A 20,749-nucleotide genomic window follows, 5' to 3' on the forward strand; every position below is an offset into this window, starting at 1 on the left:
ATGAAGAAATTAAAAGCACATCAAAAAAATTGTAAGAAAAAATAAGCAGATATGGAGATGAATAAATAGGATCATATCATAAAGTTAGCTTTCTATTGGAAAATCTAATGCTTAAGTTGTATACTAGTGTTATCACAAGCTTGGAGGTGAATACGTGCGTGATTGCTCCAGTGATAGGTCGCGCATGACAATCATCATGAAAATTATCCTAACTATCTTGTTTATTGTCCAAATAATTTTATCGCTTTATCTAGCTTATCTTACGAAGAAGGCTAATAAGCTAGACGCTGAAATTCAGGCATTAAAAGAAGAAGCTGAACATAAAAAACTAACATAAGGCAACAAGTCAAAAGAGCCAGCCCCCTAGGGCTGGCTCTTCTATTTCATTTTCACTTAAACAAGGCCTTAGCCGCGTCCGCGATATAGTGGGCGGTGTCTGACTGGTTCATGGTATAGAGGTGAATCCCGTCGGCGCCTTGGGTGATCAGGTCGACAATTTGGTCCAGGGCATAAGCTAGGCCGGCTGCCCGGAGGGCTTGAGGCTCGTGCTCATACTTGTCCAGGATGGCTTTGAATTTGCGAGGCAACTTGGTGGTCTCACAGGTGGTCAGCAGGCGCAGGGCCTGGTTGCGGTTGACGATGGGCATGATACCCGCCAGGATTGGCACTTCGATATTGGCCAGGGCGCACTTTTCCTGGAAATGATAGAAGCAATCATTGTCGAAGAAGAGTTGGGTAATCAGGCGGTCAACGCCAGCGTCGACCTTGCGCTTGAGGAAGCGGATGTCCGCGACTGCATTAGGTGCGTCGGGATGGACTTCCGGATAGCAGGCCGCCGTAATGTCGAAATGGGGCTTGCGTTCCTTAATGAAATGAATGAGCTCTTCCGCATAAGAGAAGTCACCGACCGGCTCCAGGCCTTCCAAAATGTCGCCGCGTAGGGCCAGGACCCGACGGATGCCCAGTTGGTCCAGAGAATCCAAGCTAGCCGCCACGCGCTCCTTGCTCAGGTACATAGCTGGCAGGTGGGCGATGGTGGGGATGTGCAGGGTATTCTGAACGTGATTGGCTACCTTAAGGGTGGTTTCCTCAATATTAGGCTGGCGATTGCTGCAGGTGACACTGATGAAGTCCGGCTTGAGTTCCGCCAAATCATTCAAAGTATGGGTCAGTCGCTCCGCCCCAACTTGGGTGTTGGGCGGGAAGACTTCATAGGATAAGGATGGATGGTGGAAGGGTGCCGGTGGCTGTGTCATAGGGGTTAGAGCTCCTCTCGAATGTTACGGGTAGCCTGGGTTAAGTTAACCAAGCTAGCCTTAGTTTCTGGAATACCACGCGTCTTGAGACCGCAGTCTGGGTTGATCCAGACACGTTCAGTTGGCACTTTGGCCAAGATGGCGCGGATGGTGTGTTCAATTTCTTCCACAGAAGGGACACGAGGGGAGTGAATGTCGTAAACCCCAGGACCTACTTGTAATTGGAAGTTTTGGCGTTCTAATTCGTCCAAGATGTGGAGGTTAGAACGGGATGCTTCGAAGGAAATCACGTCGGCATCTAATTGCTCGATAGCAGGGATGATGTCAGTGAATTCACTGTAGCACATGTGGGTGTGGATTTGAGTGGTTGGTGCCACGCCGGAGTGAACCAAGCGGAAGGCTGGAATGGCCCAGTCTAGGTATTCAGAGTACCAGTCAGACTTACGCAAAGGTAATTTCTCACGGAGGGCCGCTTCGTCGATTTGGATGATATGGATGCCGGCAGCTTCCAAGTCAAGGACTTCTTCACGGATTGCTAATGCAATTTGGAGAGTAGATTCCTTGATGGTGATGTCTTCACGAGGGAAGGACCAGTTGAGGATAGTAACCGGACCGGTTAACATACCTTTAACAGGTAGGTCAGATTGGGCTTGCGCGTAAGCAGACCACTTAACGGTGATTGGACGTTCACGCTTAACGTCGCCCCAGATGATTGGTGGCTTCACGCCGCGAGTCCCGTAGGATTGTACCCAACCGTTCTTAGAGAAGAGGTAACCGGACAGGTTCTCACCGAAGTATTCCACCATGTCGTTACGCTCGAATTCACCGTGAACGAGCACGTCTAGGCCGATTTCTTCTTGCCATTTGATCCATTCGTCGATTTCAGCTTCGATGAAGGCTGTGTATTCTGCTTCGGTCTTCTCGCCACGACGGAAGGTCGCACGGTTAACCTTAACTTCGCGAGTTTGTGGGAAGCTCCCGATAGTCGTAGTAGGTAAGACTGGTAAATTGAAGGCTTGGTGTTGAGCCTTAGCACGTTCAGCCAAAGCAGGTTGGCGGGTGAAGGCTGCGTCATCTAAGCCAGCCAATTGAGTGGCTAATTCCGCATTGCGAACGGTACGTTCTGCTGCAAAGAGGGCCTTGTTAGCAGCCAAGAATTCATCCCCTTGGCCAGCACGGATAGCATCTAATTCACGTAACTCGTCTAATTTCTCAGCGGCAAAAGCGAAGTGAGCCAAGATTTCAGGCGCAAATTCTTCGTTAGCCGTAGTGAAAGGTACGTGGAGGAGGGAACATGAAGTGGATAGGACCACGTTTTGGGCTGGAATTTCTTCCAAGAGGGCTAAGGTCTTAGCGTAGTCGTTACGCCAGATGTTCTTACCGTTAACCACCCCTGCGTAGAGGACTTTGTCAGCTGGGAAGCCGTGTTCTTTGACTAAGTCTAAGGTCTTGCGGCCTTCTAAGAAGTCCAAACCGATGGCTTCAACTGGTAATTGCACCAAGTGGCTGTAGACGTCACGCACGTCACCAAAGTAGGTTTGTAAGAGGACGGACAAGCCAGCCTTGTCAGCTAATAGGCCTTGGTAGAGTTTGTCGAAGAGGGTCAATTCCAATTCAGAAATGTCCTTAACTAAGGCAGGCTCATCTAATTGGATGTCAGTCGCGCCTAAGTCAGCCAAGCGACGGAAAACTTCCTTGTAGGCTGCCACTAAAGGCTCGATGAATTGAACTGGGTTAACGCCTTCAGCGTATTCAGCCAGACGTAAGAGGGTGAATGGCCCAACTAAGACTGGACGAGTGTGGATGCCTAAGTCTTTAGCTTCTTGGAATTCGTCAAAGAGCTTGTGGCCGGCTAACTTAACTTGGGTGTTAGCTTCGAATTTAGGTACAATATAGTGGTAGTTGGTGTTGAACCATTTTTTCATTGGGAGGGCGCGTACGTCACCTTTTTCCCCTTGGTAGCCGCGGGCTAGGGCGAAGTACTTGTCCAATTCGCTCAAGTCAATGGCTTGCACTTGCTCAGGTACGATATTGAAGAGGACAGCAGTGTCCAAGAAGGTATCGTAGAGGGAGAAGTCATTACTTGGGATTTGGTCCACGCCGCGTTCTTGGGCTAGGCGCCAGTGTTTAGCGCGGAGTTCCTTAGCAGTCGCTTGAAGTTCTTCAGCGCTGATTTCCTTACGGAAGTATTTTTCAGTAGCAAATTTTAATTCACGGTGTTCCCCGATTCGTGGGAAACCAATAATCGATGTTGTCATGCAATCGACCTCCTTATTGATAAGTCTATCCTATCATGGAAACGGTCCTCTTGAATAATTGAAAAAAAGTATACACGGTTATAGTTTTAGGTTATAATATACTGGAGTAATTCAAGGGAGTGACTATGATGCGAATCCAACAACTGCAATATCTTGAGAAAATCGTGGAATCGGGCTCGATTAATGAAGCGGCCAAAGCCCTCTTCCTATCCCAGCCCAGCCTCAGTAATGCCATTAAGGAATTAGAGCAGGAGATGGATCTGCAGCTGCTAGTCCGCCAGAAGTCGGGGGTCTCCCTGACCAATGAAGGCCGGGAGTTCATGATTTATGCCCGCCAAATCCTAGACCAAGTCAAGCTCATGGAAGCCAAATACAAGCAACACACCGTCCGCAAGCAGGCCTTTTCAGTGTCCGCCCAGCACTATGCCTTCGTGGTCCATGCCTTTGTGGACTTGATTAAGCAGGTGGATGCGGAAGAATACCAGTTCACCCTGCGAGAGACCGAAACCCAGAACATCCTAGAAGACGTCATGTCCTTCAAGAGTTCCCTGGGCATTCTCTATCTCAATAAGTTCAACCGCCAGGTCCTGACCAAGCTCTTCAAGGAGAAGAAGCTCAAGTTCACGCCTTTGTTCAAGGCTAAGCCCCACGTCTTCGTCTGCCGGGACAATCCTCTGGCCCAGAAGTCTTCGGTCAGATTACGGGACCTAGAGGACTATCCTTACCTATCTTATGAGCAAGGCCAGGAGAACTCCTTCTATTTTGCCGAAGAGATTTTGAGTACTCTTAACCGTAAAATGCACATCAAGGTCAGCGACCGGGCCACCATCTTCAACCTCATGGTGGGCCTCAACGGCTACACTATTTCTTCAGGGATCATCTCCAGCGAGCTCAACGACGACAAGATCATTGCCATTCCCCTGGAAGTGGACGACATGATGACCCTGGGCTACCTCATGCCCCAACAGGTGGAGCCAAGCCCTATCACCCGCCAATACCTGGACCTCCTGCGGGCCAATATCCGTGGTTATGGGTTTGAGATCCTGGAGGATAAGGAGAAGTAGGGGGCTAGTTAGTTACTTAGTTTGTGCCCGCCTGACGGCAATAGATTGGATATAATGAAAAAAGACCAGCTGCCTGGCCCTTTGTGGGGAGGTGGCTGGTTTTTTAGTGTCTGCCTGCCGAGGCGTGACTACCTGGCCTCATTAAGCCAAAAGGCGGGGCCAAGTGCAGGGACCGGCTCCAGCCAGCCTGCGGCTGTCTTCCGCCTTGCCTGGCTATGACGGGGCTAAGTCGCTAGGGCTCCAAGCCCCGCTCATAGGCCAGCCGTCCTTGCCAGCACTAGGCCCGCTTTTGGCCATGAGGCCAGGTAGTCACTGGGAAGTGGGGAAGAAAGAACTAGGCTCCTGGCCTTATGTGGGGTGAGGTGGCTGGACTATTTTTATAAGGCCACAACAAAAAACGCCACTACCTCAGGGTAGTGGCTTCTTTATGCTTACTTGTTAGCACGGCCGCTGTAAGTACCTTCAGCGGTGTTAACGACTAAGTATTCGCCGGCTTCGATGAAGTCTGGCACGTTGACTACTAAGCCAGTTTCCATAGTTGCAGGTTTCCCAGAACCAGAAACGGTTGCACCTTTGATAGAAGGTTGAGTTTCGATTACTTGGAGGACAACGGTTGATGGGAGTTGAACCCCGATTACTTCGCTGCCGTAGAATTGGATCTTAGCTTCCGCATTTTCCAATAAGAACTTCAACTCGCGTTCGATAGCGTCTTCTGCGATTTCGTATTGGTCATAAGTTTCTAAGTCCATGAAGAAAGCAGTGCTGTCTTGGCTGTAGAGGTATTGTACGTCCTTGGTGTCGATGTGGGCACGTTCTACCTTTTCATCTGGACGCATGGTAGTGTCCACAGTAGAGTTGTTGCGGACGTCACGGATTTTCATCCGCATGATGGTGTTACCTTTCCCTGGTTTGTGGTGGGAAATTTCCAATACGCGCCACAATTTACCGTCTAGGATGAAAGTCATCCCTGCTTTTAAATCACTTACACTAATCATCTTACTGCTCCTTTTGTCAGTTGATTTGAGGCCAGAGCCTCGATACCTTCGTTATTATAGCATACCTTATAGGCAAAATTAAAGAAAAAAATGATGCGGGCTAGGATTTGCGCCGTTCATAGTAATAGAGACAGGCAATTCCCTCAAGTAGGGTGGCCGCCACGAGCCAGAGCAGACAGTCGCTGTGAGCCAGAATGGCCCAGGTTACCGCCGCTAATAAAACACAGAGCAAGGTGGGGTGGAGATACTTCATGATCTAGCCTCCTAACTGATGTGGGAGAGGAAATGGACTTTTATCTAGTATACTTCAAGTGAATTGTGAAGTAAAACCTTTAGTAGAGTAGAAACTAGGGGAAAGCCGCCAAAACCTAGGAAAAGGCCGGAAGCCAGCCTAGGAAGCTAGGTAAAAGAGCCCAAAACGGGGCAAGCGCCAGGAGCTAGTGGTCCACTCCGTCGAGTGGACCACTAGCTCGGCCAGAAACCTAGGAAAAAGGTCCAAAACGGGGCAAAAGCCAGGAGCCAGTGGTCCACTCCGTCGAGTGGACCACTAGCTCGGCCGGAAACCTGGGAAACAGCCCAAAACCGGGCAAAAGCCAAGAGCCAGTGGTCCAATTTTTCGAGTGGACCACTGGCTCGTCCAGAAACAAAGAAGGGCAGCCACAGCCCCCTTCTTTTTAGAGTAAAATATTCCTAATTCCGGCATAGTCCTGAACTACATAGGTCAGAGGCAGGTCGGCCGGCGCAACGTCTTGATGCGGGTTGTACCAGAGGCTGTCAATGCCGGCCTGGTGGGCGCCCAGCATGTCGCTTTGCAGTCGGTCGCCAATCATGAGGTAGGCGCTCGTGTCGCCGACGCCAGTCATCTTGTAAATGGCTTGATAGAAGCCAGGGTCTGGCTTGCTGTGACCAAGTTCGCCTGAGATAGCCAGGTGGTCAAAGAGGTCTAGCCATTCAACCTGTGCCAGACGCTTGCGCTGGGTGTCGGAAACGCCGTTAGTGGCGGCCACCAGCTGGTAGCCAGCCCTTTTCAAGTCTTGCAAGAGGCTGTCGGCGCCGGGAAAGATTTGGTTGTGGACGACTAAAAGGTCGCGGTACTGGTCATCCAGGCTGCGGCCGTCCAGGTGATCCAGATGGGGCCGGAAAAATTCCTTGAAGCGGCGGTCTAGAAGTTGGTCCAGAGTCAGCTGGCCCAATTCCAGCTGGTGCCAGAGTCGGTGGCTGTGGGCGTGGTAGTCGGCCAGAATCTGGTCGCTGTAGTCCAGGTCGTGGGCCTGGCAAAAGGCTTCAAGGGCTAGTGCCTGACTGGCGTCAAAGTCCAGCAGGGTGTGGTCTAGGTCGAAGAGGAGGTAGCGATAGGTCATGGGGTCAATCCTTTCTAGTGGGTCGCAGCCCTTGTTTCTAGTAGCTGCCAGTCTTTCTCTACTTGTAGCAGCCATTTTTACTGTTCATGTAGCAGCCAACCTTATTTTTCTGTATTTTGTCAGCCTTATTTTAGCAGCCGCTTTTACATTTCTTTCAGCCGTCAGCCTTCCCAATTTGCTTCACTTCTCCCCCAGCAATCGCTCAACATCACGCGCAATGCGTTCAGGTTTGGTGGTGGCAAAGTAGCGTTTGACTACTTGGCCCTGGCGGTCAATCAGGAACTTGGCGAAGTTCCACTCGATGCGCCGGCCCATGCGACCGCGTTTCTGAGACTTAAGCCAGGTGTAGAGGGGGTCGGTTTGGTCGCCGTTAACTTCTATTTTGGCGAAGCGAGGGAAAGTGGTCTGGAAGTTGAGGCTACAGAAGTCATTGATTTCCTGGGCCGTGCCAGGGGCTTGGCCCTTGAATTGGTTGCAAGGAAAGTCTAAGACGGCGAAGCCTTGGTCGCGATAGCGGTCGTAGAGGGCTTGCAGGCCTTGGTATTGGGGCGTGAAGCCGCAGCCGGTGGCCGTGTTGACAATTAAGAGCACCTGGCCGCGGTAGGCTTCCAGGGCAAAGGGTTGGCCGTCTTGGGCCATCACGCTAAAGTCCGTTACTTGTGTCATGAGTGAGCTCCTTAAGTTGGTGGTTTGTGTCTTGGGTGGGGCTTGAGTCGGGGGCTGGGGCCATAGTGAAGGCCTCGAGTTAGTGACTTGTGTTACAGCAAGTGGCTTGAGTCGAGGCGACCTGTCATAGCGAGCGGCCTAGGCCTGTTTTGGCTGAGAGCCTTGAGTTGGTTAGGCTTATCATGACATAGTGAGCGTCTTGAGTCGGCTATCCACTTTATAGCTCAGCCCTTAAGCCCTTTTCCTACTCCCCGTCACCTTCCAAAGGCGCCAGCCCCCGTTTGTCTGGACCCAAATCCAGCAGGGGGGCGATGTCGTGGACATATTCCAGGACACCCATGTATTGGTCCTGGTCATCGAAGACGCCGATATAGGTCACATAGGCGAAGCGGCCGTCCGAGCGGTGGAACCACATGGATTCGCTGGTCCGGCGCTTGTGCTTGAGGTCGTCAATCAGGGTCATGACCATGTCTAAGCTGCGGGGCGGGTGGCACATTTTGACGTGGCGGCCGATAGCACTGGGCACTCGTGGAAAGAGTTTGTTCTCGATAGCCAGGGAAGTGTTGAAGTATTTGAAGAGGTCGTTTTTGTCGATAAAGGTAATCTCAAAGGGCAGGTGGTTGAGAATGAGGTTGGCTTCCTTGAGGCTGAGATAGCCGCCGCCAAAGGGTAGGTCGGCCTCGGGGTTGGGCGCCGGGCTAGTAGTTGGGGCAGAGGCAGACCTAGAGGCTGAGCCAGTAGCTGAGTTGGAGGCTGAGTCACTAATCGAGTCAGCGGCAGAGTTGGCGACCGGCTTAGTAGCTGAGCCAGCGGCCAGGTCAGCAGCTGGTCCACCAGCCTGGTTGCTGCCTTGGTCACCTTGGCCGGCACTTACCGGAGCGTCAGCAGAGGCTTCTGCCGGCCCCTCGTTTTGAGCCTGAGCCCCACGTCCAGCTCCAGCCAGCTCCTCACTTTCCCCTTGCTCTCCAAACTTCACCCGGCTTGGCACCCACTCCTTGTCCGGCTGGATAATAGCATAGCCGAACTCGGGGCTGTCCTTGGCGATGGCCAGCCAGTCGTCCTCGCTGAAGAGGGACAGCAAGAGAGGAATCAGGATGGCTTCTTCCTTGAAGATCATGTCCTTGAATTCCTGGACGAAGGCTTGGTAAGTGGTCAGGACTTGGGCCACGGAGGCGTCCCCAGTCTGGTCGACCAGGCCTTTCAATGCGTCCTTAGCCAGGCCAAATAAATCTCGTATCTGGTCATCCACGCCCCACATGACCTTAGGCGGTGCGTCGTGGCCGTAGGACTCCATGATGGGGAAGAAGAGTTCTTCCTTGCGGCGGTAGTGGCGTTGGAATTGGTCCAGTAGCTGGTACTGGCGGGTCAGGCCGCGCAGGAGACCAGGATCTAAGTCCTGGCCCTGGCTTTCCGCAGACTCCAGGGCATCCAGCAGGCGTTGAATTCGGTGCAGGCCCGCTTGTAGGGCGAGGTTTTCTTGCTTGAAGATCCAGACGGGATGGCCTTCTTGCTGGCTGTCGGGCACTTCTTTGCCCTGGACGCCGGCGGCCATGACCTTGGCGTGGACGGTACAGAGCTTCATAACGTCTTCGAAGCCCACGCCGTGGTCGCCATTCATGAGTTCGTGTTCCATCAGGGAGACTTCGATAGGCGACACATCGCTAAAATGGGCCTGGAAGTCGGCCTCCACACTGTCGGGGCTGGCCCCATGGTGGAGGCGGAGCAGGATGTCCTTGAGGACTTGAATGCGTTGGTCGCGACTGCTATTGGTCATGGTCATCCACTCCTTTGACCAGGTAGCCATTGTGGTGGAGCTCCTGAATAAGGACCTGCAGATCCAGGCCAATCAGGCTGGCGCCCCGTTCCAGGCTGGTCACCGCGCCCACGGTCTTGAGCATGACGGGATTGCCTAGGGGCTTGAAGCCCAGGTCAATGAGAAGTTCTTTGACTTCGGGATGGGCCTTGAGGGTCGAAGCGACCGGTAGGCTGAGGTCGATCCAATTATCCATGGGATTGCTCCTTTCGCTTGGCATTGGCTTGGTTGCGCAGATGGTGGTAGATTTCCAGGCAGGAATCCACTAGGAAAATAGACAGGGCAATGGCCCCAGCAATCAGGGCGGATTGCAGTAGGTAGTGGCTGGCTTGGGCCGGATTGTCGTTGATATAGTAAAAGGCCGTCCGGTAGACGCCGATCCCCGGTACTAAGGGGAAGAAGCCAGGAATGTAGAACATGGTGACCGGCGCCCGGAAGCTGCGGGCGAAGAGTTGGGACAGAATGGCAATGCCGATGCCAGCAACTAAGGTGGCGACGGCCGGTCCGTGGCCGGGCATGACCAAGAGGTAGACTAGATAGCCCAGGGCGCCCACCCAACCACATTTGAAGAGGAGGGAGCGGGGAATTTCCACCATGATGGCAGCCGTAATGGTGGCCACATAGGCCCCGGCTGTTTGGAAGCATAGAGAAAAGAGGGACATCCAGGTCATAGGCTCAACACTCCATTCGATACAAAGAGTCCTAGGGCGACACCCAGCCCTAAGCTAACGGCGATGACCAAGGCTTCCGCAATCTTGGCCAGGCCGGAGACATAATCGCCCTTAAGGGTGTCCCGAATCCCGTTGGTGAAGGCAGTGCCGGGGAAGAGGGGCATGAGGGCGGAAATAATGATAATATCCAGATTATGGGGCTGGGGCACTCCCAGCAAGACGAAGGGCATGACAGCCCCCAGGAAGAAGGTGGAGACCGTCCCGGTCATGAGGGCATTCATGGCCAGCTTGCCTTGGAGCCAGTAACCAAAAATAACCAGCAGGGCGGCCAGGCCCGACACGGCAATATCCCAGATGGAGCCGCCTAAGAGGACAGCGAAGGAAACCACCAGGAAGAAGACAGCCAGGTCGAAGTGGAAGAGGGTGTACTCGGAGACGTCGACCTTTTCCAGGCGGACCCGGGCCTCTTCTAGGCTAATCTCGCCCTTGGTCAGCTGGCGGGAAATATTGTTAACATGGTGAATCTTACGCAGGTGGGTGCCGCGGTGCTTGATGCGGCGGACGATGGTAATGGGCTCGATGCTGGGGTCGTCTAAGGTGACGAAGAGGCCGGTGGTATTAGCGAAGACTTCGGTGGTCTGGCATTGGCTGGTCTTGAGGATGCGCTCGACCGTGTCTTCAATCCGATAACTCTCGGCCTGACTTTCCAGCATGATGCGGCCGGCCAGGACGGCGACTTCGGCAATTTTCTTATATTCTTGTTTCACGCGTGGTCTCCCTTTCTTGACATGTCTATACCCTATTGATTATACACCAATGTGCCCAGTCCGGCTAGTTGCTGGGGGCCAGTTTTTTGCCGCCAGATTTTCTTAAAAAAAGCCAGAAAAATTGAGTGCTTTTGCTAGAAAAATAGGGGCCTGAGGGTGTATAATAAGGAGATGACAAAGCCATATGGAGAGGAGCGGTGCTAGCATGAGCCAGGAAGCCAAGATTCAAGCAAAAAATACCAGCTATTCTAGCTGTTTTGACGTGATTGGACCTGTCATGGTAGGACCGTCTTCTTCACATACGGCTGGCGCCATTAATATCGGGAGAGCGGCCCAGAAGATTTTCCGTGACCGCCCAACCGAGATTATCGTCCGCTACTACGAGTCCTTTGCGGAGACGCATCTGGGACACGGAACGGATTTTGCGACCATCGCTGGCGTTTTGGGCTTTTCTTATGACGACCATCGGGTTCCCAACTCAGTGGACATCGCCCGCAACCAGGGCATGAAGGTGCAATTTATCGAGATGGAGGGGCCAAGTCCTTATGACCATCCCAATACGGCTGACATTACCTTAATCAATGACCACAAGACTTCTCGCCTAGTCGGGGTTTCGGTGGGCGGCGGTAAGGTGGAGTTACGCCTGATTGAGCTGGGGGGCTTCTTGATTGAGCCGACAGGCTATTTGCCGGCCTTGCTCCTAATCAGTGACCGGCCGGAGACGGAGGCTAGCTTCTTGGCGCGCTTTGCGGCCGAAGGCATTGTGGTCACGCAGACCTTGAGCCAGGCTGCCCAAGGACGTTACCTGTCTTATTTCGAGATCCAGCACCACTTTCCACAGAGTCTCTACTATGCCATGGAAGAAATGGACCATGTGGAGTCTTTAATTCTACTCTAGTTGTGTCGACAACTATCGATTGTTGAGGTAAAGAAATGGGAATTTTTGAATCGATTGAAGCCATTGTGGACTACGCCCAAGAGACGGGCCTGTCCCTGGCTGAGATCATGATTGAACAGGAGATGCGGATTAACCGGACCAGCCGGGAAGCCGTCCTCCATAAGATGTCGGATGCCCTCTTAGCTATGGAAAATGCCTACCAGCGAGGGATTACCGGAGAAGGCGTCTTCTCACCAACCGGCTTAACGGGCGGCAATGCCGTCAAGATGCGCAAGTACCGCCAGGCAGGCAAAACCCTCTCAGGGCAAATGACCCTGGTAGGGGTGGAAGCGGCCTTGGCTACCAACGAGGTCAATGCTGCCATGGGTGTGGTCTGTGCCACCCCGACGGCAGGTGCCAGCGGGACCTTGCCGGGAGTGCTCTTTGCCATCCATGAACAGTACAAGCTGTCCAAGGAAGACAAGCTTAACTTCCTCTTCGTGGCAGCCCTCTTCGGCATGGTGACGGCCAACAATGCCTTTATTTCAGGGGCAGCGGGTGGCTGTCAGGCTGAGGTAGGGTCGGCTTCCGCTATGGCGGCGGCCGCGGCTGTGGCCATTATGGGCGGCAGTCCGGCCCAGTCAGCCCATGCCTTCGCTATGTCCTTAGGTAACCTGCTAGGTCTGGTTTGTGACCCGGTGGCAGGTTTGGTGGAAGTGCCTTGCGTTAAGCGCAACACGGTCGGTTCAACCAACGCCTTGATTTGTGCTGATATGGCCCTGGCCGGAATTGAAAATCAAATTCCTGCCGATGAGGTCATTGAAGCCATGTACAAGGTGGGTCGCAACATGCCGCGCGAACTTCGTGAGACAGGGTTAGGGGGATTAGCCGATACCCCGACCGGGAATCGAATTAAGATGCGGATCTTTGGGCGTGAAGTCACCTAGGTTATGAGCCTATGGCTGTCCCCTCTAGTAACCTATAGCCCTTTGGGGCAATGTAAGACCATTTAGCAAGACCATTTGCAAGACCCATCGTCACTCGCTGACTGTATGGCATTCTAAGAATAGGTGAGGGATAAACTCATGAATAATCAAGAAACTGTTTTAACATTTGCACAAGGTAGCTTAATTGCTAAGAACGACCTGGTCTTTGAACTAAGCCTTGCTGATCAAGCTAGCTACTTCATCTACTGTGAATCAGCTGAGGCGGCGGAACGCTTTGCCTTTCAAGCTAAACAATTAGTTGAGACCTTGGCGCCTAGTGGCGACCAGGCTGCTAGCTTGTTGGTGTCCTTCGTGAAGGAAAATCCAGCTGGCTTGGCCTATCGCTACACGGTCGGCCAATAGTCAGGCGACTTTAGCCTAGCTCAGCCTATACCAGCAACTTGACCAGGAGGTGCCCCATGCGCGTAAGCCGGATTGAAGTACAGAAGAAGGACAAGAGTCGTTACTCGGTCTATCTGGACGACAGCTTCTGGCTGGGCGTGTCCGAGGGCACCTTGATCAAGTTCAACCTGGCCAAGGGCCAGACCCTGACCCCGGAAGAGTGTCAGACCATTCGCGACTATGAGCAGGAAGAGTCCCTCTATCTCAGGGCCATCAAGCACTTGTCGCGGGCCCTTAAGTCCAGTGGTGAGGTCTATGACTATCTCAAGGCCCAGGCCCTCAAGCAAGCGGACCTGGATAGCCTGGAAGCCAAGGAAGATTTTCTAGCGGAATTAGAACCTTATTTGGGTCGGGTCATTGGCCGGCTAGTCAGCCAGGGTTACCTGGATGATGCCCTCTACGGGCGTAGCCTGGTCCTGACCGAGGCCCGGGTAGGGCGCAAGGGGCCCCAGCTGATCGGTCGTAAGCTCCAAGACAAGGGCCTGACAGCCAGTCAGGTTGCCCAGGCCTTGGAAGCCTATGAGCTGGATTTGCTGGAGGAAAATATCCAAACCTTAATTGAAAAGTTCTACAAGTCCCATCGCCGCTTGCCGGCTGGCCAGCTTAAGCGCAAGGTCCAGGAGCATCTCTTGACCAAGGGCTATAGCTTGGCTATGATTCAGCCTTACTTGGAAGATTGTCAGCCAGAGGCCGACTTGGACCATGAAGCAGACTTAGTTGACCAAGCGGCCAGTAAGGCCCGTCGCCAACTGAGCCGACGCCATGAGGGTAAGGCCTTAATCCTTAAGATTAAGGAGTCTCTCTACCGCAAGGGCTTTGACCTGGATTTGGTCAATCAGTGGTTGGATGCCCAGGACTGGGAAGAACCGATTTAATTCAATAGTAATAAAGTATTAATAGCCGAGCTTGGCTTGGATGTGATACACTAAGAATGAAGAAATTTGAAGGGAGATAGACGCATGTCTAACCAAAATGTCTACGATACAGCCAATCAATTAGAACGTGAAATTCGTCAGTTGCCAGAAGTGGCCGCTATTCGTCAAGCCCTAGCAGGGATTGAAGCAGATGAAACTTCTAAGACCTTATTTGAAGGCTACAAGAAGCAAGTTCAAGAACTCAGCCTGCGTGAGGCTCAAGGCCATCCAATTGGCGAAGAAGAAATGAAGCAGATTGATGAACTGTCCAAGGGCATCATGGCAGATGATCACATTAGAGGCTTGATTGAGGCCGAGCGCCGTATGGATCAAATCATTCGCGACCTCAACAACATCATCACCAAGCCTTTACAAGAAATCTATCAACAACAAGCCTAAGCATAGGCTGGCACCAACTGGAAGCCCCAGCCTCACCTGAGGGTGACGGCTCCCAGTTGTTTTTGTGTCAAGGGGTGGGACTGCCCCGCTTGACCCTGTGATGTTCAGTCCACCTATCCCTAAAGAAAGGAGAATTTGATGAAATTATTACATATTGCAGATTTACATCTCGATAGTCCCTTTACTGGGCTCACCAAGCAATTGCACTCATTACAAAAACACCTTATTCAATCTCCTTACCAGGCCTTCGAGCGTTGTGTCTCGATTGCCATTAACCAAGCGGTCGACCTTATGGTCATTGCCGGTGACATCTATGACACCGAGCAACAGACGGTAACGGCCCAGCATTTCTTCCTTAAGCAATTAGAACGTCTTCATATTGCTAAGATTCCTGTGGTCCTCTGCCACGGTAATCACGACTACCTACGCATGGAGTGTCAGTCGGTCCCATATCCCGATAATGTTCACCTCTTCAAAGACCAAGAAGTGACTGCTATCGATATCCCCCTTGCTGACGACCAGACCGTGCGTTGCTATGGCTTCTCCTATACCAAACGTTGGGTAGATGCCCGCATGATTGACAGCTATCCGGTCAACCCGCATGAGACCACCTACACGATTGGGGTCTTGCACGGCCAAGAATCGGGCGATCACTATGCGCCCTTTGATTTGGAAAGCCTCTTGAGCAAGCACTACGACTACTGGGCTCTGGGTCATATTCATCAGGCTCAAGTCCTCAAGGAACAGCCTCTGATTCAGTATCCTGGCACTATCCAGGGTCGCCACCGCAAGGAATTAGGCGACAAGGGGGCCTTCATCGTAGAACTTAAGCCACAGACGCCGGCCAAGTCCCAGTTTATTTCCCTGGCACCTATTGTCTGGCAGGAAGCCCATCTGGAATGTCGCTCTAACTGGCATGAACTAGACTTAGTCCAAGCCCTGGAAGGCATCCAACGTAATTATCAAGCCGAGGCAGAAGCTTCTAACCAGTCCCAACTGGTGACCGTGGTCTTGGACCACTATGAGAAGTTGCCGGCTAACTTGGCCAGCCAGGTAGAATCGGGTGAGGTACTGGCAGCCCTACAAGCGGATGTAGTCAACACGCCATTTGTAGCCCTGGTCAGCCTGCAAACGGTCAGCCAAGTGGCCATCGAGCCTTTCCAATACGATGCCAGCCTCAAGGACAGCTTTGACCAGGCTAGCCAGGCCTTGAAGACGGGTGACCTCTATGGTCGGGTTATGCAGCCCCTCTTCAGCAATGCCACCCTCAGAACCTGGTTGGGCGATCTGAGCCAAGACCAAGAGCTCAAGGACTCGGTCATTCACAATGGCCAGCAGCTGGTAGTCCAAGCTGTGGGCTTTGAGGCTGACGACGAGGACCTGACTTCCGGAGAGGAGGGGACGGCTCATGAAGATTAAGACACTGGAGATTTATGGCTACGGCAAATGGGTCAACCAGAAATTCGAATTGGGCGACCAACTCCAACTCTTCTATGGTAAGAATGAGGCCGGTAAGTCCACCCTGCAATCCTTTATCCGCAGCATGCTCTTTGGTTTCCCAAGCCGTCGGCGCCGGGTCAACCAGCAGAACCGCTATGAACCTAAGCAACATGAGACCTATGGGGGCCGCATGCTCCTGACCGAGACTGATTTCGGTGATATTTGGGTGGAGCGGACCAGCAAGACCCTGCGGGTGACGCGGACCGATGGGGAAGAGTTGCCAGCTAAGACCTTGGATGAGGTCTTGGGGGGCTTGGACGAGAAGCTCTTCGATAACTTCTATGCCTTCAGCCTGCAGAACCTGCAGGAGCTGGCCAATATCGGGGCCGACCAACTTAATGATTACTTTATGAGTATCGGGACCGTGGGGAGCGACCAATTCCTCAAGATTGCCAAGCAGTATCAGAAGGAGACCGATGACCTCTACCGGCCAAATGGCCAGAGCCGGCCTCTTAATGTGCTCCTAGCCGAGTATGAAGAACTAGCCCAACAAGTGGAAGTCCTGCATCTGCAGATGGGCGCCTATGATGAGCTGACCCGACGCCGCCAGGAAGAGGAAGAAGCCATTGCCCGCCTCAACCAAGAAATCAAGGACCTAGAGAAAGAAATCCGGGCCCAAGACAAATTAGTGGGCCTCTATGACATCTACCTCAAGGACCGGGCTGCCAAGCGGGAGCTGGAGCAGCTAGTCTTCACGCCCCTGTCTGAACAGACCGTGCGGGAGATTTCCGATGCCCTCAAGCTCAACCAGGCCAGCGAAATCCAAATCGTCCAATTGGAAGAGCGGATTCGCAACCTCAAGGGCGAGCTAGGCAGCTTGACCAAGCTCAACTGGGCCCGTAACCACGCGGAAGATCGCCAGAAATGGCTAGTCGAGACCGCCAAGGCCAAGGAAACCCAGACCGTCATTGAACAGTTGACCGCCCGCATCCAAGAGCAGGGCGAGCTTATGACCCAGTTGGCCCACCAAGGCCAGTTCTTCCCAGAAAAGGTTGAACAAGGGCCTGCCTATGACGCCAAGCTGGAAGAGGGGTTAGCCCTCCAAGCTGACAAGCTAGACTTGCTCAAGCAGGAAGAAGCCCTCAAGGCCGAGCGCAAGGTCTACTTGGAACAACGCAAGGAACAACAAAACTATACGGCCATTGTGCGCCAACAGGTGGTTCACCTAGAACACCAACGCATGAATGAAGAAGCCCAACTCATGCAGGCAACCAGCCTCAACCAGTATTTCCCTGGCATTCTGGCCTTTGCCGGCGGGCTCTTCCTGGCCTTCTATCAGAACATGACCCAGGGCGCCAACCTGCTCTTTTGGTTAGGGGTACTGATCCTGGTGGTCGGGGTCCTCAGTATTGGTTATATCTTCCAATCCAACCGTCGTCGCTACCAGGCCTTCTATAACAGCCCAGTCCTCAACAAGATTCAGGACCTGCGCGAGAAGGAAATTCAATACCTGGAACAAAGCAAGGTCTTGGGTACTCAGATTAACCAACGTGAGGAAGCCATCGAGGCCATTGAAGCCGAGCTTAAGAACTTAGCCAGCAAGCAATCCCGCTGGTTGGCTGCCATGGGCTTCTACCCAACGGCCGACCCTGAGCTCATCCTCAAGGCCAACCCCGTTAAGCAATACTTCGCCGCTGAAAATCAGAAGAAAGATTTGGAAGCTCAGAAGGATAAGCTGACCCAACAATTAACCGAGTGGCGCAGCCTCTTGCAACCTCTCTTTGAACGTTTCCCATTGGTGGACGATTCGGTTCGTCAGCAAATTCGCCATGTTGAAGATGTGGAAGTTAGCCTAGTGCGGACCATGGAGCGGGGCCAAGTCATTGATGACCGCTTAGACGAAGCAGCTCAACAAATGAAGGCTCAAGAAGATGCCATCGCCGAGCGTCAAGCCATGATTGGCCAAGTCTTCAAGGACACCCATGCCCAAGATGAACTGGACTTCTTCCAAAAGGTCGAAACCAACCAGTTAATCGAAGAATTGACCGCCAAGCGGGCACTTTACGCTGAGCAAATGGAAGGCTATGAAGAAGCTCTGACCCAGGTGCAGAACAAGCAAAGCCTGCTGGAGAACTTCCACCGTCTGGAACACCAGTTGGAGACCCTCAAGGAACGCCTGGTGCCGCATCACCGCGAACGGGCCGACCTGGAAGTGGAGATCCACCACCTGGAACAAGACGGCACCTACCAAGAAAAGGTCCAAGCCTTGGCCAACAAGGAGACCCAAGTTCGGGATATGGTGGCCCTTTGGGGTCGCAAGCGGATTGCCATGGAATTAATCTATGCTACCCTACGTCATGGGCTGGACAATCCGCTGCCTGAGATGAACCGCCTAGCCGATGAACTCTTCGAGACCCTAAGCTACGGCCGTTACACCCAAATCAAGCTCCAAAAAGACGGCATCAAGGTGCGTCAGTTCTCTGACATCTACTTTGAACCGCATGAACTATCCCAAGGGACCCTGGAACAACTCTATGTGGCCCTGCGGATTGCCTTCATTGAGAATGTCCGGACCATGGTTAAGATGCCAATCCTGATTGACGATGCCTTCGTCAACTTCGACGAGTATCGCAAGGCCAGCATGTACCAAGTCCTAGGCCAAATTTCGGAACGTATTCAAGTCCTCTTCTTCACCTTTGACCAACAAGCCGTTCATTTCTTCGACGGGGCAAGGTCTGTGAACTTGGACGCCATTCAAGTGACTCAAGCAGAGGAGGAACCGGCATGACCCAATTATTAGACCTCAAACATGGCGAGAGCTTCGCGCTCTTCGTCCTCATTAAATCCGCCGACATCCGGGTAGCCCGTAATGGTAATCCCTTCATCGCCTTCCGCTTCCAGGACCGTTCTGGCAGCATGGACGGCATGTACTGGTCGGCCACCGAGGAAGAGATTGCCCGCTATCAAGCTGGCAAGGTGGTCTTCCTCAAGGGCGAGCGGGACACCTATAATGGGACCCCGCAGATTAAGATTCAGAGCTTGCGCCTAGCCGATGCAGGCGAGCCAGATGATCCGACCCTCTATGTGGAACACATCGGGATTAAGAAGGAAACCCTGGAGGAAGTCCTCAATGAGGCTTTGCTGGAGATTCACGAGTCCCATATTGCCCGCATCGTGCGTAAGATTCTCAACTATGCCAAGGAGGATTTCTTCTCCTATCCAGCAGCCAAGCGCAACCACCACGCCCTAGCGGGTGGCCTCAGCTACCACACCATTTCCATGTTGCAGGTAGGACGGGCGCTGCTTAAGATTTATCCAGAGGTCAATGCCAGCCTGCTCTTAGGCGGCATTATCCTGCATGATATGGGTAAAACCATCGAGTTGTCCGGAGCCATTGCCACCGAGTACACCCTCAAGGGTAAGATGATGGGCCATATCGTCATTGTGGACGAGTTGATTGACCGGGCCTGTGCCGAACTGGGCTTTGACCCAGATTCTGAGCCAGTGCTCCTGCTCAAGCACGTAGTCCTAGCCCACCATGGCAAGTTAGAGTACGGTAGCCCGGTGGCGCCTCAGTTGCTAGAAGCCGAGCTCATCCATCACATTGACAATATGGATGCCACCTTCAATATGATCGCGACGGCCTTAGCCAAGGTCGAGCCCGGTAATTTCTCCGAGGCCATCTATCCGCTAGACCGACGTCAATTCTACAAACCTACGTTTAAATAAAGGAGCTTAAGGCCTATGAGTGAACACGAGCACTGTCAACACCATGACCACGACCATAGCTGTGGTTGCGGCCATGACCATCATCATCACCACGAGCATTCTTGTGGCTGTGGCCATGACCACCATCATGACCACGCTCACGCCCACGACCATGCAGGCTGCGGATGCGGTTGTGGCCACGACCATGGCCACGAGGAAAACCAAGGCGTTAGCGTCCAATTCAGCGGCGTCTTCAACCTGCCTAAGGAGCAAGTTTGGTCCCTCTTAACGGAAAATGACAAGCTACAATCCTGGTATCCAGAGCTAGAATTCCAAGGCCTGGAGACAGGGGCTAGCCTCAAGTTCAACTATAAGACAGGCGGCTATGAAGACATGATGGTTCTGGATGTGGAGCCTAATGCTTACTTGTCCTTTACCTGGGACTTGAACATTATCACCTTCGAACTGCATGAGTTAGAGCCTGGCAAGACCACCCTGATCTTCACTGAGTGGTTGGCTGAGCTTAACGACCACAGTCCTAAGGACTTGACCAGCTGGATGATTGCCCTCCAGAATATGGCGGAAGTTGCCGAAGGCAAGCCCGTCAGCGATCGCGAGGCGCAATTCCACGAATACTATCCAAAAATTAAAGAAATGCTGACCCAACAGACCGACGTGGTCTTCGAGGACTAGTCAGCGCACCAGAGGATGGAAGCTTGCTTCCATCCTTTTTTTGTGTGGGCTAGGGCCAGATAGAAGGCTTATGGTAAGAGAAGCTGCACATAGTCTAATGAAAAAAAGGATGAAATTAAAATTTTATGTCTAGACATCTTTCATAGTATTGAACGTTAGCGAGTAATTAGTTTAAAATGTTCGCAATTATTTGAGGTTGTGAACCAGGCAATTATAGCAAGTTATGAGTCTTGTTTGTGAACTGGGTGATATCTGCTTAAACCCCTGTTATAAAGGTTAAAACAGAGGTTGGTAAATTTATAACGAACAAAGAATATCAAGATTTATAAGGCGAAAATATTATAATTTAAGGAGATAATGATGAAAGTTTATTTTTAATATGCTTTTTTATCAAATTGGTATTTGTTTTCTTATGTATTTGTGGTATCATCTATCATGTATGATTATGTCTAGGAAGGCACAACCCGTAAGTGTTTTCC

General features: G+C 52.3%; 21 protein-coding genes. 11 read left to right on the top strand and 10 right to left on the bottom strand.

Annotation, left to right across the window (positions count from 1 at the left end):
- Nucleotides 1-389: 389 nt before the first annotated feature.
- Nucleotides 390-1,256 (bottom strand): methylenetetrahydrofolate reductase [NAD(P)H], encoded by an 867-nt coding sequence (metF, locus tag Q0339_RS01155; RefSeq protein ID WP_291429516.1) that lies wholly within the window; start codon nt 1,254-1,256, stop codon nt 390-392.
- 5 nt (nt 1,257-1,261) lie between these two features.
- On the bottom strand, nt 1,262-3,514 hold the full coding sequence (gene metE, locus Q0339_RS01160) for a 5-methyltetrahydropteroyltriglutamate--homocysteine S-methyltransferase (protein WP_298076938.1): 2,253 nt from the start codon (nt 3,512-3,514) through the stop codon (nt 1,262-1,264).
- A gap of 128 nt (nt 3,515-3,642) precedes the next feature.
- Between metE and Q0339_RS01165 the strand changes: the two genes are divergently transcribed.
- Both Q0339_RS01165 and Q0339_RS01170 read left to right on the top strand, forming a co-directional pair.
- On the top strand, nt 3,643-4,578 hold the full coding sequence (locus Q0339_RS01165; protein WP_298076939.1) for a LysR family transcriptional regulator: 936 nt from the start codon (nt 3,643-3,645) through the stop codon (nt 4,576-4,578).
- Nucleotides 4,579-4,741: 163 nt separating this feature from the next.
- Nucleotides 4,742-4,939 carry a hypothetical protein gene (locus Q0339_RS01170; protein ID WP_298076940.1) on the top strand — a complete coding sequence of 66 codons (198 nt, stop codon included), beginning with the start codon at nt 4,742-4,744 and terminating at the stop codon, nt 4,937-4,939.
- Between the two features lie 70 nt (nt 4,940-5,009).
- On the opposite strand, the gene efp is transcribed toward Q0339_RS01170, so the two are convergent.
- The 8 genes from efp to Q0339_RS01210 form a co-directional block, all read right to left on the bottom strand.
- Nucleotides 5,010-5,573 carry an elongation factor P gene (gene efp, locus Q0339_RS01175; protein WP_298076941.1) on the bottom strand — a complete coding sequence of 188 codons (564 nt, stop codon included), beginning with the start codon at nt 5,571-5,573 and terminating at the stop codon, nt 5,010-5,012.
- A 100-nt stretch (nt 5,574-5,673) separates the two neighbouring features.
- Nucleotides 5,674-5,826, bottom strand: a complete 153-nt coding sequence (locus tag Q0339_RS01180) for a hypothetical protein (protein WP_023391822.1) — start codon at nt 5,824-5,826, stop codon at nt 5,674-5,676.
- Nucleotides 5,827-6,247: 421 nt separating this feature from the next.
- A complete protein-coding gene (locus Q0339_RS01185) occupies nt 6,248-6,934 on the bottom strand; it encodes a YjjG family noncanonical pyrimidine nucleotidase (RefSeq protein ID WP_298076943.1) in 687 nt (228 codons plus the stop codon).
- A 180-nt stretch (nt 6,935-7,114) separates the two neighbouring features.
- Nucleotides 7,115-7,600, bottom strand: coding sequence for a glutathione peroxidase (locus Q0339_RS01190; RefSeq protein ID WP_298076945.1), 486 nt, complete (start codon nt 7,598-7,600; stop codon nt 7,115-7,117).
- A 244-nt stretch (nt 7,601-7,844) separates the two neighbouring features.
- Nucleotides 7,845-9,374, bottom strand: a complete 1,530-nt coding sequence (locus Q0339_RS01195; RefSeq protein WP_298076946.1) for a DUF438 domain-containing protein — start codon at nt 9,372-9,374, stop codon at nt 7,845-7,847.
- On the bottom strand, nt 9,364-9,609 hold the full coding sequence (locus tag Q0339_RS01200; protein WP_298076947.1) for a DUF1858 domain-containing protein: 246 nt from the start codon (nt 9,607-9,609) through the stop codon (nt 9,364-9,366). Before Q0339_RS01200 ends, Q0339_RS01195 begins: the two co-directional genes overlap by 11 nt.
- Entirely contained in the window at nt 9,602-10,084 is a 483-nt protein-coding gene (locus Q0339_RS01205) for a threonine/serine exporter family protein (protein ID WP_298076948.1), read from the bottom strand. Before Q0339_RS01205 ends, Q0339_RS01200 begins: the two co-directional genes overlap by 8 nt.
- Nucleotides 10,081-10,851, bottom strand: coding sequence for a threonine/serine exporter family protein (locus Q0339_RS01210; protein ID WP_298076950.1), 771 nt, complete (start codon nt 10,849-10,851; stop codon nt 10,081-10,083). The genes Q0339_RS01205 and Q0339_RS01210 overlap by 4 nt, the downstream gene beginning before the upstream one ends.
- A gap of 184 nt (nt 10,852-11,035) precedes the next feature.
- On the opposite strand from Q0339_RS01210, the gene Q0339_RS01215 reads away from it, so the two are divergent.
- The 9 genes from Q0339_RS01215 to Q0339_RS01255 all read left to right on the top strand — a co-directional run bounded on the left by Q0339_RS01215 (nt 11,036) and on the right by Q0339_RS01255 (nt 20,270).
- Nucleotides 11,036-11,749 carry a serine dehydratase beta chain gene (locus tag Q0339_RS01215; protein ID WP_298076952.1) on the top strand — a complete coding sequence of 238 codons (714 nt, stop codon included), beginning with the start codon at nt 11,036-11,038 and terminating at the stop codon, nt 11,747-11,749.
- A 41-nt stretch (nt 11,750-11,790) separates the two neighbouring features.
- The gene (sdaAA, locus tag Q0339_RS01220) at nt 11,791-12,675 is read left to right on the top strand and encodes an L-serine ammonia-lyase, iron-sulfur-dependent, subunit alpha (RefSeq protein WP_298076959.1); all 885 of its coding nucleotides are present in this window, start codon (nt 11,791-11,793) and stop codon (nt 12,673-12,675) included.
- Nucleotides 12,676-12,813: 138 nt separating this feature from the next.
- Nucleotides 12,814-13,077, top strand: coding sequence for a hypothetical protein (locus tag Q0339_RS01225; protein WP_291432050.1), 264 nt, complete (start codon nt 12,814-12,816; stop codon nt 13,075-13,077).
- A gap of 56 nt (nt 13,078-13,133) precedes the next feature.
- Nucleotides 13,134-13,991 carry a RecX family transcriptional regulator gene (locus Q0339_RS01230; RefSeq protein WP_298076953.1) on the top strand — a complete coding sequence of 286 codons (858 nt, stop codon included), beginning with the start codon at nt 13,134-13,136 and terminating at the stop codon, nt 13,989-13,991.
- 84 nt (nt 13,992-14,075) lie between these two features.
- Nucleotides 14,076-14,429 (top strand): YlbF family regulator, encoded by a 354-nt coding sequence (locus Q0339_RS01235; RefSeq protein ID WP_070755688.1) that lies wholly within the window; start codon nt 14,076-14,078, stop codon nt 14,427-14,429.
- Nucleotides 14,430-14,567: 138 nt separating this feature from the next.
- Complete coding sequence (locus Q0339_RS01240; protein ID WP_298076955.1) at nt 14,568-15,848, top strand: DNA repair exonuclease; 1,281 nt, start codon at nt 14,568-14,570, stop codon at nt 15,846-15,848.
- On the top strand, nt 15,838-18,657 hold the full coding sequence (locus Q0339_RS01245; protein ID WP_298076956.1) for an AAA family ATPase: 2,820 nt from the start codon (nt 15,838-15,840) through the stop codon (nt 18,655-18,657). The genes Q0339_RS01240 and Q0339_RS01245 overlap by 11 nt, the downstream gene beginning before the upstream one ends.
- A complete protein-coding gene (locus Q0339_RS01250; RefSeq protein WP_291428563.1) occupies nt 18,654-19,598 on the top strand; it encodes an HD domain-containing protein in 945 nt (314 codons plus the stop codon). The genes Q0339_RS01245 and Q0339_RS01250 overlap by 4 nt, the downstream gene beginning before the upstream one ends.
- A 15-nt stretch (nt 19,599-19,613) precedes the next feature.
- Entirely contained in the window at nt 19,614-20,270 is a 657-nt protein-coding gene (locus Q0339_RS01255; protein WP_298076957.1) for an SRPBCC domain-containing protein, read from the top strand.
- Nucleotides 20,271-20,749 lie beyond the last annotated feature (479 nt).

Origin of the sequence: uncultured Abiotrophia sp. (assembly GCF_938010525.1) — a bacterium.
Lineage (GTDB): Bacteria > Bacillota > Bacilli > Lactobacillales > Aerococcaceae > Abiotrophia.

What these genes read in the sequence shown, in the direction of transcription:
- metF (WP_291429516.1), bottom strand. Translation starts at nt 1,256, where the DNA reads ATGACACAGCCACCGGCACCCTTCCACCATCCATCCTTATCCTATGAA.
- metE (WP_298076938.1), bottom strand. Translation starts at nt 3,514, where the DNA reads ATGACAACATCGATTATTGGTTTCCCACGAATCGGGGAACACCGTGAA.
- Q0339_RS01165 (WP_298076939.1), top strand. Translation starts at nt 3,643, where the DNA reads ATGCGAATCCAACAACTGCAATATCTTGAGAAAATCGTGGAATCGGGC.
- efp (WP_298076941.1), bottom strand. Translation starts at nt 5,573, where the DNA reads ATGATTAGTGTAAGTGATTTAAAAGCAGGGATGACTTTCATCCTAGAC.
- Q0339_RS01180 (WP_023391822.1), bottom strand. Translation starts at nt 5,826, where the DNA reads ATGAAGTATCTCCACCCCACCTTGCTCTGTGTTTTATTAGCGGCGGTA.
- Q0339_RS01185 (WP_298076943.1), bottom strand. Translation starts at nt 6,934, where the DNA reads ATGACCTATCGCTACCTCCTCTTCGACCTAGACCACACCCTGCTGGAC.
- Q0339_RS01190 (WP_298076945.1), bottom strand. Translation starts at nt 7,600, where the DNA reads ATGACACAAGTAACGGACTTTAGCGTGATGGCCCAAGACGGCCAACCC.
- Q0339_RS01195 (WP_298076946.1), bottom strand. Translation starts at nt 9,374, where the DNA reads ATGACCAATAGCAGTCGCGACCAACGCATTCAAGTCCTCAAGGACATC.
- Q0339_RS01200 (WP_298076947.1), bottom strand. Translation starts at nt 9,609, where the DNA reads ATGGATAATTGGATCGACCTCAGCCTACCGGTCGCTTCGACCCTCAAG.
- Q0339_RS01205 (WP_298076948.1), bottom strand. Translation starts at nt 10,084, where the DNA reads ATGACCTGGATGTCCCTCTTTTCTCTATGCTTCCAAACAGCCGGGGCC.
- Q0339_RS01215 (WP_298076952.1), top strand. Translation starts at nt 11,036, where the DNA reads ATGGAGAGGAGCGGTGCTAGCATGAGCCAGGAAGCCAAGATTCAAGCA.
- Q0339_RS01225 (WP_291432050.1), top strand. Translation starts at nt 12,814, where the DNA reads ATGAATAATCAAGAAACTGTTTTAACATTTGCACAAGGTAGCTTAATT.
- Q0339_RS01230 (WP_298076953.1), top strand. Translation starts at nt 13,134, where the DNA reads ATGCGCGTAAGCCGGATTGAAGTACAGAAGAAGGACAAGAGTCGTTAC.
- Q0339_RS01235 (WP_070755688.1), top strand. Translation starts at nt 14,076, where the DNA reads ATGTCTAACCAAAATGTCTACGATACAGCCAATCAATTAGAACGTGAA.
- Q0339_RS01240 (WP_298076955.1), top strand. Translation starts at nt 14,568, where the DNA reads ATGAAATTATTACATATTGCAGATTTACATCTCGATAGTCCCTTTACT.
- Q0339_RS01245 (WP_298076956.1), top strand. Translation starts at nt 15,838, where the DNA reads ATGAAGATTAAGACACTGGAGATTTATGGCTACGGCAAATGGGTCAAC.
- Q0339_RS01250 (WP_291428563.1), top strand. Translation starts at nt 18,654, where the DNA reads ATGACCCAATTATTAGACCTCAAACATGGCGAGAGCTTCGCGCTCTTC.
- Q0339_RS01255 (WP_298076957.1), top strand. Translation starts at nt 19,614, where the DNA reads ATGAGTGAACACGAGCACTGTCAACACCATGACCACGACCATAGCTGT.